Annotated in this window: 10 protein-coding genes; 6 read left to right on the top strand and 4 right to left on the bottom strand. The window is 66.0% G+C overall.

The genetic code is table 11. The features are described 5' to 3' along the window. Positions 1-2: 2 nt before the first annotated feature. Positions 3-1,205 carry an efflux RND transporter periplasmic adaptor subunit gene (locus tag AC3WRC_RS02055; RefSeq protein ID WP_055803768.1) on the bottom strand — a complete coding sequence of 401 codons (1,203 nt, stop codon included), beginning with the start codon at positions 1,203-1,205 and terminating at the stop codon, positions 3-5. A gap of 132 nt (positions 1,206-1,337) precedes the next feature. On the opposite strand from AC3WRC_RS02055, the gene AC3WRC_RS02050 reads away from it, so the two are divergent. Further along, the gene (locus AC3WRC_RS02050; RefSeq protein ID WP_240893620.1) at positions 1,338-1,943 is read left to right on the top strand and encodes a TetR/AcrR family transcriptional regulator; all 606 of its coding nucleotides are present in this window, start codon (positions 1,338-1,340) and stop codon (positions 1,941-1,943) included. A gap of 70 nt (positions 1,944-2,013) precedes the next feature. Here AC3WRC_RS02050 and AC3WRC_RS02045 read toward each other — a convergent pair whose 3' ends face one another. Together AC3WRC_RS02045 and AC3WRC_RS02040 are read right to left on the bottom strand one after the other, a co-directional pair. Further along, positions 2,014-3,288 carry a sugar MFS transporter gene (locus AC3WRC_RS02045; RefSeq protein WP_492302719.1) on the bottom strand — a complete coding sequence of 425 codons (1,275 nt, stop codon included), beginning with the start codon at positions 3,286-3,288 and terminating at the stop codon, positions 2,014-2,016. A 199-nt stretch (positions 3,289-3,487) separates the two neighbouring features. After that, entirely contained in the window at positions 3,488-6,286 is a 2,799-nt protein-coding gene (locus AC3WRC_RS02040) for a TonB-dependent receptor (RefSeq protein ID WP_492302717.1), read from the bottom strand. 289 nt (positions 6,287-6,575) lie between these two features. On the opposite strand from AC3WRC_RS02040, the gene AC3WRC_RS02035 reads away from it, so the two are divergent. Both AC3WRC_RS02035 and AC3WRC_RS02030 read left to right on the top strand, forming a co-directional pair. Further along, the gene (locus tag AC3WRC_RS02035) at positions 6,576-8,393 is read left to right on the top strand and encodes an alpha-amylase family glycosyl hydrolase (protein WP_492302716.1); all 1,818 of its coding nucleotides are present in this window, start codon (positions 6,576-6,578) and stop codon (positions 8,391-8,393) included. Continuing rightward, positions 8,390-10,033 carry an alpha-amylase family glycosyl hydrolase gene (locus AC3WRC_RS02030; RefSeq protein ID WP_492302715.1) on the top strand — a complete coding sequence of 548 codons (1,644 nt, stop codon included), beginning with the start codon at positions 8,390-8,392 and terminating at the stop codon, positions 10,031-10,033. Before AC3WRC_RS02035 ends, AC3WRC_RS02030 begins: the two co-directional genes overlap by 4 nt. A gap of 5 nt (positions 10,034-10,038) precedes the next feature. Here AC3WRC_RS02030 and AC3WRC_RS02025 read toward each other — a convergent pair whose 3' ends face one another. Beyond that, on the bottom strand, positions 10,039-11,052 hold the full coding sequence (locus tag AC3WRC_RS02025) for a LacI family DNA-binding transcriptional regulator (protein WP_271042717.1): 1,014 nt from the start codon (positions 11,050-11,052) through the stop codon (positions 10,039-10,041). A gap of 103 nt (positions 11,053-11,155) precedes the next feature. Between AC3WRC_RS02025 and AC3WRC_RS02020 the strand changes: the two genes are divergently transcribed. From AC3WRC_RS02020 to AC3WRC_RS02010, 3 genes are read left to right on the top strand one after another with little or no spacing between them, the layout of a single operon-like run. Then, positions 11,156-13,222, top strand: a complete 2,067-nt coding sequence (locus tag AC3WRC_RS02020; RefSeq protein ID WP_492302713.1) for a glycoside hydrolase family 97 protein — start codon at positions 11,156-11,158, stop codon at positions 13,220-13,222. Beyond that, complete coding sequence (locus AC3WRC_RS02015; protein WP_492302711.1) at positions 13,219-14,730, top strand: MFS transporter; 1,512 nt, start codon at positions 13,219-13,221, stop codon at positions 14,728-14,730. The genes AC3WRC_RS02020 and AC3WRC_RS02015 overlap by 4 nt, the downstream gene beginning before the upstream one ends. Next, positions 14,727-15,668 (top strand): alpha/beta hydrolase, encoded by a 942-nt coding sequence (locus tag AC3WRC_RS02010; protein WP_492302710.1) that lies wholly within the window; start codon positions 14,727-14,729, stop codon positions 15,666-15,668. Before AC3WRC_RS02015 ends, AC3WRC_RS02010 begins: the two co-directional genes overlap by 4 nt. Positions 15,669-15,673: the final 5 nt, after the last annotated feature.

Below are 15,673 nucleotides of genomic sequence, written 5' to 3'. Positions count from 1 at the left end.
GCTTAGCCGGCCGGCAGGCTGTTGGCGAAGGAGGCGCTGGACGCGGGCGCCGACTGGGTGACGGGCGCCTGGGACGCATCGCCGGCGACGGGTTCGATCTTCCCGTTCTTGGGCGTGACCTTGGAGCCCGGCTGAGCGGCGCGTTGCAGACCCGCGATGATGACGCGGTCAGTCGGGGCCAGGCCCGAACGGACGACGCGCAAGCCCTGCACGATCGGGCCGAGCTGAACGGCCTTGTTCGTCACGGTGCCGTCGGCGTTGACCACGGCGACGGTGCGGCGGGCCTGATCCGTGCCGATGGCCGAATCCGGGACCAGCAGGGCGTCATAGGCGCCGGCGCCCGCGACCTGCGCGCTGCCGAACATGCCCGGACGCAGGAAGCCGTCGGCGTTGGGCAGGATGGCGCGCAGACGGATCACGCCCGAGGCGGTGTCCACGGCGTTGTCAGAGAAGTCGAGACGGCCGGTATGCTTGTACGTGCTCTCGTCCTGCAAGCGCACGTTGACGACCGCGCCCTGATTGGCGCCGCCCTGACGCAAGTATTTCAGCAGGACCGCTTCCGAGCCGTCGAAGACGAAATGGATCGGGCCGCCCGAGATGATCGTGGTCAGGATGTCACCGGCCGACGAACCGCCGGCGATGACATTGCCCGGATCGACGCGACGGTCGGACACGCGACCCGAGGTCGGCGCGGTGACGCGAGTGTATTCCAGGTTCAGACGCGCATTGCGGACGGCGGCGTTGCCGGCCGCCAGATTGGCCTGGGCCGCATCGACGGCCGCCTTGTTGGAATCATATTCGGCCTTGGACACCGCCTGCGAGGCCAGCAGGGCCTCGCTACGAGCCAGGTTGGCGCGGGCCAGCGACAGTTGCGACTGAGCCTGGGCCACCTGGGCCTGAGCCTGCGCTAGGGCGGCCTGGGCCGGGCGCGGATCCAGGGTGAACAGCAACTGGCCGCGCTGGACCATCTGGCCGTCGCGGAAGTGGACAGCCTGGATATAGCCGCCGACGCGGGCGCGCACGTCCACGCTCTCGACCGCTTCGAAGCGACCGGTGAACTCGTCCCAGTCCCGCACCTGCTGCTTGAGCGGCACAGCCACCGTCACGGGCGGCGCGCCTTGTGCGGGCGCCTCTGCCTTTGGGGAACAACCATAAAGCGCACCCGTCACCATGACGGATACCGCCGCAATCTTCAGCCCGCGCATCTGCGCATCTCCCTGTCGGAGGTAAATCCCTGTCGTGCGGACAGAGGCCGATGGGGAGTCGGCCTTGTCAACGCGTGGTGACTTAATGGTCGGAGCCGTGGCGCTTGTCAACAGACGTTGACAAAGCCATATGTGATCTACGGTTATTGTCTGTGGAGTGTCATCACCTTGTTATGTCCCGGCCCACGCCCGAGAAACGCCGCCGCCACGCGCACGGCCATTCTCGATGCTGCGCGCGAGAGATTCGCGGCCGAGAGCTATGACGACGTGGGCATGCGCGACATCGCCCGCGATGTCGGCGTCGATGCGGCCCTGATCAGCCGCTACTTCGGCTCCAAGGACGACCTGTTCCTGGCCGCGCTGGACAGCTGCGGCGACGGCAGCGCCCTGATGCAGGGCGAAAAGGCCGACTTCGGCCGGCGCGTGGCGCACGAGATCGTCTTCGAACCCAAGAAGGCCGAAAAGCTGAAGGGCATGTCGATCATGCTGCGCTCCATCGGCTCGGCCAAGGCGTCGGAGATGGTTCAGAACACCTGCACCCAGCGGTTCTTCGGTCCGCTGGAGGAATGGCTGAGCGGGCCGGACGCCACGGTCCGCGCGCGTCTCCTGGCCGGTTTCATCATGGGCATGTCAGTCAGTCGCGAACTGGGCGGCGGCAGCTTCAACATCGAACCCGCCCAATGCGAGGAGATGCGCGACCGCCTGGCGCCCATTCTTCAGTCCCTGATCGACGGCTGACCCAATCGCCGAAATGAAAAAGGGCGCGGAGGCTGACCTCCGCGCCCTTTGTCTTGTGTGGCGACCAGCCTCAGTGGGAGGCGGTCGAGGTCACTTCGGTCCGCGCCTTAGTGCGGATGCAGCCGATGGCGAAGATGGTCAGGCCGACGTAGCCCAGCATCGGCACGATGAAGGCGGGCTGAAGCTTGCCGGCCGCATCGGCGATATGCGCCGCGACTTGAGGCAGCAGAGCGCCGCCGATGATGCCAAACACCAGCAGGCCCGACGTCGCCGATGTCGGGGCGGTCGAGCGCTCCAGCGTCAAGGTGAAGATGGTGGGGAACATGATCGAGTTGAACAGGCCGATTGACAGGACGGCATAGGCCGCCGTCGGGCCGCCGATCTGGCTGACGGTCAGGCACAGGACGGCCGCCGCGACGGTGCAGCAGGCCAGGACGATGCCGGGGCGCACCTTGGTCAAGACGGCCGAACCGATGAAGCGGCCGACCATGGCGCCGCCCCAATACAGGGCCACCATCTTACCCGCCGTCTCGATGGGAGCGTTCAGGATGTCGGGGCTTTCCAGGAAGTTGGTCAGCATGCCGCCGATGGCGACTTCGGAACCGACGTAGAGGAAGATGGCCAGGGCGCCGAACACGGCCCACGGCGACGACAGGGCCTTCAGCGGCGAAACCGCATTGTGCGATTCAGGCGCCGCCGCATTGATCTTCTTGCGCGCCGTGAAGATGAAGACGGCGATCAAGGCGAAGAAGGCGCCCATGCCTAGGAAGGCCATGTCGATGCTGCGCAGCGACTGGGTGCGGGTGGCGGCGGTGACCACTGCGCCAGCGGCGAAGACGCCGCCCGTCAGCAGGACGTGCGAGCCCAGCCACGGCCCCACGGTCGTGCCTAGCGAGTTGAAGGCCTGCGACAGGTTCAAACGGCTGGAGGCGTTTTTGGGGCTGCCCAGCTCGGCGACCAGCGGGTTGGCCGCGACCTGCAGCAGGGTGACGCCCGAGGCGATGACGAACAGGGCGATCAGCACGCCGGGATACCAGTCGGCGGCGGTCGCTGCCGGCACGATCAGACAACCCGCGACCATGACGATCAGGGCGCCAATGATCGAGCGGCTGTAGCCCAGCTTGCTGAGCACCGAGGCCGCCGGCAGGGACATCAGCCCGTAGGCGATGAACCAGGCGAAGGTGGTCAGGAAGGCCTCGGCGTTGTTCAGGTCGAACACCCGCTTCACCGCCGCGATCAGCGGATCGATCAGCGAGGTCGCAAAGCCCCAGGCAAAGAACAGCGTGGTGACATAGGCGAAGGCCAAGCCTGCGCCCTGGCGTTTTCCGGCGTCCGGAACGGTCATGAATGATCCCCCAGTGAAATCGAACGGCCGCGCTGTGGTCGCGCGGTTCTCATCCTGCTTGGTTCGGACATCGCGAAAGGCGCGTCCAGCCGAAAAGCGCGCTCTGTAACGAAACTTTCCCGCCGAGCCGGGGCGCAGGCAAAGAAAAGGGCCGCCTCGCGAACGCGGCGGCCCAAGTTTGCTCAGAAGAGAGGGGAAATCAGAACTTGTAGTTCAGCCCGACCGCGAAGGTGCGGCCGTAGTGCTGATAGTCGATCGTCCGGCGCTCATCGCCGTTTTCGAAGGTCTTGAACGGCTCGTCGGTCAGGTTGTTGACCTGAGCCAGAACCGACAGGCCTTCCAGCGGACCGGACTGGAACTCATAGCCGACCTGGGCATCGACCACGGTTTCCGCCGCGACCGAACGCAGGGTGCGGCCGTTGCCGAAGCCGGCGACCTCGCCCAGATAATCCGAGCGATAGCGGGCCGAAATCCGCGACTGGAAGCCGTAGCGCTCATAGTACAGCGAGCCGTTGATCACGTTCTCCGACAGACCCGGCAGAGCGGTCGGGGCCTGGGTCGGATCCGGCTGGACCTCGCTGTCCGTGGTCGAGGCGCTGAACTGGGCGCCGAAACCTTCCAGGGCCGGATGGAAGATGTCGAACGGCGCCGAGATCGACAGCTCCAGACCCTTGATCCAGCCGCCTTCGCCATTGTCAGGCGCGCCGACCAGGCCTTGGCGCAACGCTGGCTCGGGGTTGGTCGGCGAAATCACGCCGATCGGATAGCCGGTAAAGTCGAAGATCTGGTTGCGATTAAAGACGTAGCTTTCCAGATTCTTGTAGAAGGCCGCCAGCGAGATGTAGCCCTTGCGGTTGGCGAAATACTTCTCGAACGACACGTCGATCACGTCCGCGATGTACGGCCGCAGTTCCGGATTGCCGCCGCCGCCGCCCCACGGAGAACGGTTGATGTCGGTCGATTGGGCCAAGCTGGGGTTATAGCTGTAGTTCCGCGAGGCGCGCATATCGTCCATGCGCGGACGCGCTAGGGTGCGCGAAACCGCCAGACGAGTGAACATGTCCTCGCCTGTTTCCAGGATGAAGTTCGCGCTAGGCAAAATCTCCAGATATTCGTCGCCGCCCGTCACCGCGATAGTCTCGGAGACACCCGGTCCGACCTGACGAGCCGAGAAGCCGCTGGAGCTTTGATCGGTATAGACGAACTGCATGCCGACGTTGCCGGTCAGGGCGCGGCCGAACAGGTTGTGATCGATGTTGGCGCGGACGTAGGCGGTCGAGACTTTTTCCGTCACTTCCCAGTTGCCGGCGGTGACGTCGGCGTTCGGGTTGCGGACGCGGTTCAACGCGCCGCTGTTGACCAGGCCCAGAGCGTCGTAGCTCAGCACGGCGCTGATGCCGAGATAGCCAAGGTCGGTCGGGTCCAGCAGGAAGGCAGAAGGCACGGTCAAATCGCCGCCGCCGGGGACGCCGAGATAGAACTGATCGTTGACGAAGCTCTTCTGACGCTCGGTATAGTTGGCGCCGAAGTCGATCGACTTGAACGGGCTCTGGTGCAGTTGGCGTGTTACGGAGAAGCGCGCCGCCTTGATCTCGTCCTCGATGGAGGGCGTGTTCATATAGCCGGCCTGACCGCCCGGAATGACGTCGCCGCCCCACCCTTGCGGGCTGGTGATGCGGATCAGGTTCGGATCGGCGTAGTTCAGACGGCTGGTGAAGCGGGTCACGCCATCGTCGGTCAGTTCAAAGCCCAGAGTGTCCAGCGCGCCATTGATGTTGCGGCCGGTGCCGGCGTTGGTTTCCAAGATGATGTCGTTACGCTCGACCTTCGAATAGCTGAGGTCCAGGTTCGCCGACCAGTCGTCGCTGAGCGTGAACTCGGTATTCCAGCCCAAGGCGGTGATGTTGCTGTCGCGCTTGTTCAGGTCGTTGCGGACCACGCCCTTGATGTTGTCCCAGGTGCCGGCGACGATCAGGCCGTCCTGGACCGTGTAGCCAGGACGCAGCGCGGGGCCGGGACGGCAGACCGCCGAAGGGACGTTCACGGTGCAGTCACCTGAGGAGCCACCCCAGGCCAGCGGGAATTCGATGCCGCGCAGAACCTGGGTGTTCTTGAACTCGGAATAGAAGGCGTCGATCGTGGAGTGGATGCGATCGTTCGGGCGCCATTCCAGCACACCCATATAGCCGTCGCGCTCCAGCTCCGACGACATCACATAGGGCTTCACGCCGCCGGTCAGCAGATTGCCGTCCGTGTAGTTGGGATAGCCCCAGGCGTTGAAGCGCTCGGACTGATAGGGCGAGCTCATGTGGGCGTAGCCCAGGGCCACGCCCAGCGTGCCGTCCAGGAACTGGTCGATGTAGGAGATGGTGTAACGGTCGCCGTTGTCGGTCGTGCCCGAATTCAGTGCGCCGATCTCGTTCCACTCGTGGCGATAGTTCATGGCGATGGCCTGGCGGCCATAGGCCAGCGGGCGCACGGTGCGCAGATCGACAGTGCCGCCCAGGCCTTGGCCGATCAGGGCCGCGTCCGGGGTCTTGTAGACGACGACGCTGTTCAGCAGTTCGGCGGGGAACTGGTCGAACTCGACGCCGCGGTTGTCGCCAGTGGTGACCAGTTCGCGCCCGTTCAGCAGGGCGGTGGTGAAGTCGGGACCCAAACCACGGATGGAGATCGCCTGGCTGCGGCCGTCGAGACGCTGCATCGTCACGCCCGGAAGTCGCGCCAGGGATTCAGCGATCGAGACGTCCGGCAGCTTGCCGATGTCTTCGGCCGAGATGACTTCGACGATCGAGGTGTTGCTCGCTTTAGCCGAGATCGCGGCTTCGATCGAACGGCGAATGCCGGTGACGACGATCTCATCGACCTGCGTCGCCTGATCGTCGGCCTGCGTTGTCGCGGCGGTTTGTGCGTGGGCCGAGCCGACCGCCATCAGGGCGGCTGCGCCGAAGGCGACGCCGGATAGCAGGCGCGCGCGCCGGTTGAGACGTTGGAACATGGTCATCCTCCCTGGGGCTGACCGCGATTCTGAACGTCGCGATCTGAAGCCGTCGCAAAAATATGCAAATATTTGGGAATGTTGCAAGCAGTTAATGCGGAGGCCTGATTTCCGTCGCACTTCAAGCCGTTTCCGAGGCCGTCGGCACACAAGAACTTGCGGTATCGCGCCATTTCCGTGACGCATTGCAGCATTTCAGCGACGCGTTGACAGCCCCGCTCATTGCTGCAAAATCTTGCAAATCGATCTGGAAGGCTTTGCACTTTCCAGACGCAAGGGAGTGAGCGTCATGGCGAGGGGAACCCACAGAAGGGCCGGGTTGCACGCGGCGATGGCGGCGGCGGCTCTGCTGAGCGGCTTCGCAACGCCGACGGCGGCGGAAACGCGCCAGGCCGAAGACGCCCTATCCGCTCTGCGTCAACGCCTTCCACAGGACGAGGTGATCTACTTCCTGCTGCCGGATCGGTTCGCCAATGGCGATGCCACGAACGACCACGGCGGTTATGCCGCCGACCGGCTGAAGAGCGGGTTCGATCCGGCCGATACCGATTTTTACCATGGCGGCGACTTGGCGGGCGTGACCCAACAGCTGGACTATATCCAGGGCCTCGGTGCGACGGCGGTCTGGCTGGCGCCCGTGTTCAAGAACAAGCCGGTGCAGAGCCATGGCGGCTACACCGGCGCGGCGCACCACGGTTACTGGATCACCGACTTCACCGCCGTCGATCCGCACTTCGGCGACGAGGCTGCGATGCGCGCCCTGGTCGAGGCGGCCCATGCGCGCGGGATGAAGGTCTATCTGGACATCGTCGCCAACCACACCGCCGACGTCATCCAGTATCGCGAATGCCCGGAGGGTCGCTGCGCCTATCGCAGCCGCGCCGACTATCCCTACACCCGTCGCGGCGGCGTCGACGGTGCGCCGATCAATGAGGGCTTTGACGGTCGCGACTTCTCGCGCCTGACCCAGCCCGACTACGCCTACACCCCCTATGTCCCGGCGGGCGAGGAGAACGCCAAGGTTCCGGCCTGGCTTAACGACCCGATCCACTATCATAACCGGGGCGATAGCACCTTCACCGGCGAAAGCAGCCTGGACGGGGATTTCGCCGGGCTGGACGACCTGCTGACCGAGGACCCGGTGGTCATCCAGGGCATGATCGACATCTTCGGCGGCTGGATCGACAAATACGGGATCGACGGCTTCCGCATCGACACCGCCCGTCATGTGAACCCGGGCTTCTGGCAGGCCTTCATCCCCGCCATGATCGCCCGCGCCGAAGCCAAGGGCATTCCGAACTTCCACATCTTCGGCGAGGTCTATGATCCCGATCCGGCGGTGACGGCGCGGTTCACGCGGGTCGACGGCTATCCGGCGGTGCTGGACTTCCCGTTCCAGAAGCAGGCGACCGATGTGGCGGCCGGCAAGGTCGGGACCGACGGCCTGGCCAAGCTGTTCGACGCCGACACGATCTATGACAAGGGCGCCGAGACCGCCGCCATCCTGCCGACCTTCCTGGGCAACCATGACATGGGCCGGGTCGGCTTCTTCGTGAAACAGGCTAATCCGAACGCCGACGACGCCGAGGTGCTGGCGCGCATCAAACTGGCCCATGCCCTGATGATGTTCAGCCGGGGCGTGCCCACGCTCTATTACGGGGATGAACAGGGTTTCGCCGGCGCGGGCGGATACGGAAACTCGCGCCAGGACATGTGGCCCAGCCGCACGCCGGTCTATGCGAACGAGACGCCCGTTGGCGGTCGCCAGCCGGCCTATTCCACGGACGCCCCCCTCTACCAGGCGATCGCAGAGATGACCCGCATCCGCGCCGAGGAGCCGGCCCTGCGACGCGGCCGTCAGGTCGTGCGCGCCTATGGCGACAAGCCCGGCCTGTTCGCCCTGTCGCGCGTCGGCGAGGACGGATCGGAGATCCTGGCCCTGTTCAACAGCTCGACTACGCCCGTCGCCGCTCAAGTCGAGGTGGAGCCCGGTTCAATGCGGTGGCAAGCTCTGCGCGGCGATTGCGCACCCGAATCCTCCGCACCCGCCAGCGTCGCCGTTCGCGTGCCCCCCCTCGATTACCTCGTCTGCAAGAGCGTGCCGTGACTGCCCTGCCCCTCGATCTTTCCACGGCTGACGCCGCCCCCGCATTGGCGCACGACTGGTGGCGCGGCGCGGTGCTGTATCAGATTTATCCGCGCAGCTTCGCCGACTCCAACGACGACGGCGTCGGCGATCTGAACGGCATCACCCAGCACCTCGACCACGTCGCCTCTCTAGGCGTCGACGGCATCTGGCTGTCGCCCTTCTTCACGTCGCCGATGAAGGACTTCGGCTACGACGTGTCGGACTATTGCGACGTCGATCCGATCTTCGGCACGTTGGCCGACTTCGACGCCCTGATCTCGCGCGCCCATGCACTGGGGCTGAAGGTCGTCATCGATCAGGTCTTTTCGCACACCTCGGACGAACATCCCTGGTTCACCGACAGCCGGGCCAGCCGAAACGGCGACCACGCCGACTGGTATGTCTGGGCCGACGCCAAGCCGGACGGCTCGCCGCCCTCGAACTGGCAGTCGGTGTTCGGCGGCCCGGCCTGGACCTGGGACGCGCGGCGCGGCCAGTACTACATGCACAACTTCCTGGCCTCGCAGCCTCAGCTGAACGTCAGGAACCCGGCGGTTCAGGACGCCCTGATCGCAGCGGCGCGGTTCTGGCTGGACCGGGGGGTGGACGGCTTCCGCCTGGATGCGATCAACTTCGCCATCCACGATCCGTCCCTGCGCGACAATCCGCCGATCCAAGACGGCAAGAAGCGCACGCGGCCGTTCGATTTCCAGGACAAGATTTACAATCAGTCCCACCCGGACATCATCGGCTTCCTGAACCGCATCCGCGCCCTGACCGACAGCTATGAAGGCCGGTTCACGGTGGCGGAGGTCGGCGGCGATCACGCTGACCGCGAGATGAAGGAATTCACCGCCGGGAACGACCGCCTGCACTCAGCCTATGGCTTCCTCTATCTCTATGCCGATACGCTGAAGAGCGAACTGATCGGCCTCGGTGACGGCATGTGGCCGGATCAGCAGGGCGAGGGCTGGCCGTCCTGGACCTTCTCCAACCACGATGCGCCGCGCGCGGTGTCGCGTTGGGCCCAGGGCCGGGACGAGAAGGCCTTCTCGGAAATGGCCCTGCTGTTGCTGATGTGCCTGCGCGGCAATGTCTTCGTCTATCAGGGCGAAGAGTTGGGCCTGCCGCAGGCCGAGGTGCCGTTCGAGCGGCTGGTCGATCCCGAGGCCATCGCCAACTGGCCTGAGACTCTGGGCCGCGACGGCGCCCGCACGCCGATCCCCTGGGTGGCCTCGGCGCCCAACGCCGGCTTCTCGACGGTCGAGCCCTGGCTGCCGGTCGATCCGCGCCATCTGTCGCTGGCCGTGGATGCGCAGGAGGCGGACCCGACCTCGATCCTGCATGCCGCGCGCCGCATCATCGCCCTGCGTCAGGCCCATCCGGCGCTGCGGACCGGCGGGTTGGAGATCGAGAGCGCGGGCGACCTGGTGGTCTTCCGCCGGTTCGAACGGGCCGAGGGCGGCGAGCGTCTGCTGTGCGTGTTCAACTTGGGCTTCGAGGCCGTGGACTGGTCTGCGCCTGCCGGCGCGCGGCGGATCGCGGGGGTCAACTGGACCGAAGCGGACGGATCGACGCTGAGGCCGCTGGCTGGCCTGATCTTCGCCGACGCCGGATGACGGGTTCAGCCGCCGCAGGTCTCGCGAACGATCAGCTCGGTCGGAACGCGCTCGGAACGGCCTGCTGCGGCGCCGCCGTGATCCAGCAGTTTGGACACCATCAACCGGCCGGCCTTCATCGTGTCCTGGGCGATGGTGCTGAGCGCCGGGCGCGAGTAGCGGCTGAACGGCACATTGTCGAAACCGATGACCGAGACCTGGCCCGGCACCTCGACGCCGGCGTGCAACAGGGCACGCACGGCGCCGAGCGCGATCTGGTCGGACGCAGCTACGACCCCATCGAAATCCAGCCCGCGTCGGATCAGGGCGTCCACGGCGGCCTCGGCGGATTCGACCTCGAAATGCGCAGGCACGATCAGGTCGGCGTCCACGTCCAGTCCGCTCTGGCTCATGGCGTCCAGATAGCCGCGATGCCGCTGCATGGCCTCGGGCGGATCCAGATCGCCCAGGAAGACGATGCGCTTTCGCCCCAGTCGCGCCAGATGCAACGTCGCGCGGCGTCCGCCCGAGATATTGTCCGAGCCGATGGAGCAATAGTCCTGATCCGGCAGTTCGGCGCCCCAGACGACGAAGCGATGGTCGGCGTCCACCAACCGGTTGAAGGCCGAATGCAGGCTGGATTGCCCCAGGAAGATCACCCCGTCCGCGCGGCTTGTGTTCAGCGCGCCCGACAGCTCGTCATAGTTGGCGGGCGAGATATGGCTCATCAGCAGGTCGCAGCCGCGTTCGCGCGCCGCCTCGCCAACCCCAGCCAGAAGCTCCAGGAAGAAGGGGTCGCTGAGGCGCCCTTCGCGCCCCTGCGGACGCGGCACCACCAGGGCGATCGTGCCCTGGGCGCCGATGGGGCCGGCGGGCATGTGGCGGCGGAACGGATAGTCGTGTTCCTTGGCCAGCTTCCAGATCGTCTGTTTGGTGCGATCGTTGACGGCGGGGCTGTCGTTCAGGGCGCGCGAGGCGGTGGCGATGGACACGCCGGCCAGGCGAGCAATGTCTTCCAGACGGGTTGTCTTGCGGCTCAAGGTCGCGGGTCCTCACAGCAGCATGGTGAAGCTGCAAAATTTTCTGCAAATATTTCAGCCACCGTTCGCGGCGGTTGGCAAGAGGCGGCGTAACGGAGTTCCCATGATGCAGCGCAGATCCTTCCTGGCCCTTGGCGGCGTGTCGATCCTGGCTCTGGGAGCGACGGGCGCGCGCGCCCAGACCGCGCCGAACCATGCCCGGGCGTCCTCGCCCGGCGGCGTGCTGACGGTCGAGGCTTTCACCGACAACGACGGACGGCCGATGTATTCGGTGCTGCGTCAGGGCCGGGTCGTGGTGGCGCCGTCCAAGCTGGGCTTCCTCCTGACCGACGCGCCGGCCATCGAGCGCGGCTTGACCCTGACCGCAGGGCAGCCGGTCACGGTCGACGACACCTGGGAGCAGCCGTGGGGCGAGCGGCAGTTCATCCGCAACCACTACAACGAATGGCGTGTCGCCTATGCCGAGACCGGCGGCCTGCGACGCCGCGTGGACGTGGTCTTCCGCCTGTACGACGACGGTCTGGGCTTCCGCTATGAGTTCCCGCAGCAGGCCGGCCTGACCACCGTCCGCATCGGATCGGAAATCACCGAGTTCAATCTGGCCGAAAACGGCGAGGCTCTGTGGTGCCCGGCCTGGGAATGGAACCGCGAGGAATATCTCTATAGCCGCACGCCCATCGATGCGGTCGGCAGCGCCCAGACGCCGATGACGGTTCGGGGCCAGTCGGGCCTGCACGTCTCCATCCACGAGGCCGCCTGCATCGACTACGCAGGGATGAACCTGCGCCGGTCGGAGGAAACGAAGTTCCGCGCTCAGCTGACGCCGGGCCTGACCAATGCGGCGGTGGTGCGCGAGGCGCCGTTCAACACGCCCTGGCGGACCCTGCAAGTCTCCGACAGCGCCGCGGGCCTGCTGGATTCCAGCCTGATCCTGAACCTGAACGAACCCAACAAGCTGGGCGACGTCAGTTGGTTCAAGCCGATGAAATACGTCGGCGTCTGGTGGGAGATGCACCTGGAGCTGAAGAGCTGGAACTCCGGGCCCAAGCACGGCGCCACGACCGAGAATGCGATCAAACACATCGACTTCGCCGCCAAGCACGGCCTGGGCGGGGTGTTGGTCGAGGGCTGGAACAAGGGCTGGGACGGCCAGTGGTTCGCCAACGGCGCGGACTTCAGCTTCACCGAGGCCTATCCCGACTTCGATATTGAAGCGGTCTGCGCCCACGCGCGGTCAAAGGACGTGCAACTGATCGGCCACCACGAGACCGGCGGCAACGCCTTCCACTATGAGCAGCAGCTCGAACCGGCCATGGCCCTGTATGAACGCCTCGGCGTCCATTCGGTGAAGACCGGCTATGTCGCCGACGCGCAAGGCGCCCGCGTCGCCGGGCCGGATGGACAGATGGTCATGGCCTGGCACGAGAGCCAGGCGATGGCTCAGCACCACATGCGCGTGGTCGAGGCCGGCTATCGCCACAAGGTCGCCGTCAACGCTCACGAGCCGTTCAAGGACACCGGCCTTCGCCGCACCTATCCGAACATCATCAGCCGCGAGGGCCAGCGCGGGATGGAATATTCGGCCTGGGGCAATCCCGGTAATCCGCCCGAGCATGAGCCGAACCTGGTCTTCACCCGCCTCTTGGCCGGGCCCATGGACTATACGCCCGGCATCTTCGGCATGGAGACGCGCAGCCCCGGCGGCGTGCAGACGACCTGGGCCAAACAACTGGCGCTTTATGTCGTGATCTACAGCCCGATCCAGATGGCGGCGGACCTGCTGGTCAACTACGAGGCCAACCCCGGCCCGTTCCAGTTCATCAAAGATGTGCCGGTCGACTGGAGCGAGAGCCGCACGCTGGACGCCGCCATGGGCGACTATGTCGTCACGGTTCGCAAGCAGCGCGGCACGGACGTCTGGGCGCTGGGCGCCGTCACCGACGAGCATCCGCGCGTGCTGAAGGCCCCGCTCGACTTCCTGGACGCCGGCCGTCGATATCGGGCCGAAATCTATCGCGACGGGCCGGACGCCGACTATCGCAGCAAGCGCGAGGACATCGTCATCGAGCAGCGCGAGGTGACTTCTGCGGACGTGCTGACCCTGGCGCTGGCCCCCGGCGGCGGTCAGGCCATCCGGTTCGTGCCGGTCGGCCGGGCGCGACGCGGATGACTCTGCTCTCGCACCGCCCGCGCCTGTCCGGCCTGGCGATCTGGAACATGTGCGTCGGCTTCTTCGGCATCCAGATCGGCTTTGGCCTGCAGAACGCCAACACCAGCCGTATCTTCCAGACGCTGGGCGCCGAGGTCGACAGCCTGGCGATCCTGTGGATCGCCGCGCCGCTGACGGGTCTGCTGGTCCAGCCGATCATCGGCCATTTCAGCGACAAGACCTGGACCCGGTTCGGCCGGCGGCGACCCTATTTCCTGGTCGGGGCCATCGCCACCACCCTGGCCTTGATCGCTATGCCCAACAGCCCCAGCCTGTGGTTCGCCGCGGCCATGCTGTGGATCATGGACGCCTCGATCAACATCACCATGGAGCCGTTCCGCGCCTTCGTCGGCGATAACCTGCCGGAGGAGCAGCGCACCGCCGGCTATGCGATGCAGAGCTTCTTCATCGGCGCTGGCGCGGTCTTCGCCTCGGTCCTGCCGTGGCTGTTGTCCAACGTCTTCGATATCGCCTCGACCGCCGAGGCGGGCGTGGTGCCCCTGTCGGTCAAGATCGCCTTCTACGTCGGCGCCGCCGGCCTGTTCTCGGCCGTGCTGTGGACGGTGCTGTCCACCAAGGAATATAGCCCCGAACAGATCGCAGCCTTCGAACGCGCCCGAGACGACGCGCCGAGCGCGCCCGTCGAGGCCGAAGCGCCGGCTCGCAGCGTCCAGGGCTGGATGACTTCGGGCCTGGTCTGCACCGTCCTCGGCGGGCTGGGTTTCGTGCTGATCGGCGCGCTCGATCTGGAGAAGGAGCTGCTGATCCTGGCCGGCTTCTTCGCCGGGTTCGGCCTGCTCCAGATCGCCGTGGGCATGATGCAGCGACGCCGCATCACCAACGCCGCGACCGAAATCCTGAACGACATCTTCCGCATGCCCGAGACGATGCGCGGCCTGGCTGTCGTTCAGTTCTTCAGCTGGTTCGCCCTGTTCGCCATGTGGATCTACACCACCGCGGCCGTGACCCGCGTCCATTACGGCGCCACCGACACCACCTCGGCCGCCTACGCGACGGGCGCGGACTGGGTGGGGGTTCTGTTCGGGGTCTATAACGGCGTGGCGGCCCTGGCGGCCTTCACCCTGCCGGTCATCGCCAAACGGATCGGACGAAAGGCGACCCACGCGCTGATGCTGCTGCTTGGCGCAGCCGGCCTGTTGGGCGTCTTCGCCATCCGCGAGCCGGGCCTCTTGTGGCTGCCGATGATCGGCGTCGGCTTCGCCTGGGCGTCGATCGTCTCCATGCCCTACGCCATCCTGTCGGCGGCGGTGCCGGACCGAAAGATGGGCGTCTATATGGGCGTCTTCAACATCTTCATCGTCGTGCCCCAGCTGCTGGCCGCCACGGTTCTGGGCCTGATCCTGAAGACCCTGTTCGATGGCCAGGCAATCTGGGCTCTGGTGCTGGGCGCCGTCTCCTTCGTCCTGGCCGCCGCCAGCGCGCTGATGGTCAAGGAGCATCGCGGATGAACCGTCGGGGTCTTCTGGCCCTCATAGCCGCCCTGCCCTTCTCCAGCGCGGCGCGTGCTGAGGGCGCCCTCGCGGGCGGGCGGCTGGTGCTGCATGAGGCGGTCGCGTCGGCCCATGTGAAGGCGCGCAACGTCTCGGTCTGGCTGCCGCCCGGATATGAGGCGTCCGACGCCGCCTGGCCTGTTCTCTACATGCACGACGGCCAGAACCTGTTCGATCCGGCCACGGCCAACTTCGGCGAATGGGGCGTGGACGAGCATCTGACGCGGCTGATCGAAAGCGGTCAGGTGCGGACGCCGATCGTGGTGGGGATCTGGAACACCGACCTGCGGCTGAGGGAATATGTCCCCGCCGACCTGATCGCCGCCCTGCCCGCCGACATGCGCGACGAGGTCCAGGCCATTTACGGCGGCCCGTCCTTGTCCGACGGCTATCTGCGGTTCCTGGTCGAGGAGTTGAAGCCCTTCATCGACGGCGCCTACCGCACCCTGACTGGCCCGCAGGACACGATGATCGCCGGCTCCAGCATGGGCGGCCTCATCTCGATGTATGCGGTGATAAAACAGCCGCAGGTCTTTTCCGCCGCCGCCTGTCTGTCCACCCATTGGCCGCTGAAGGTCGAAGGGCTTGAGCCCGGCGCGGCGCTGGACGCCTGGCGCGAACGCCTGGTCGCGGCCTGGACCGGCGTGATCGAACGCGGCCTGCCCGCGCCGGGCGACCACCGCTTCTATTTCGACCGGGGCGACGAGACGCTGGATCAGTTCTACGCCGTCTTCCAGACCCAGGTAGATCAGAGCTTCCGCCGTCGAGGCTATGGCCCCGGTGACTTCCGCAGCCTGGTTTTCTCCGGCGCCCAGCACAATGAAGCGTCTTGGAACCAGCGCCTGGACGTGCCTTTGACCTTCCTTCTTTCCCCCGCCCCCACGCGCAACCCGTGAGGACC

The sequence above is a fragment of the Brevundimonas sp. EU05-FHT14B07 genome (assembly GCF_058790795.1).
Note: the sequence above shows the minus strand (reverse complement) of the source record. Positions and strands in the feature narration are given on the sequence as shown.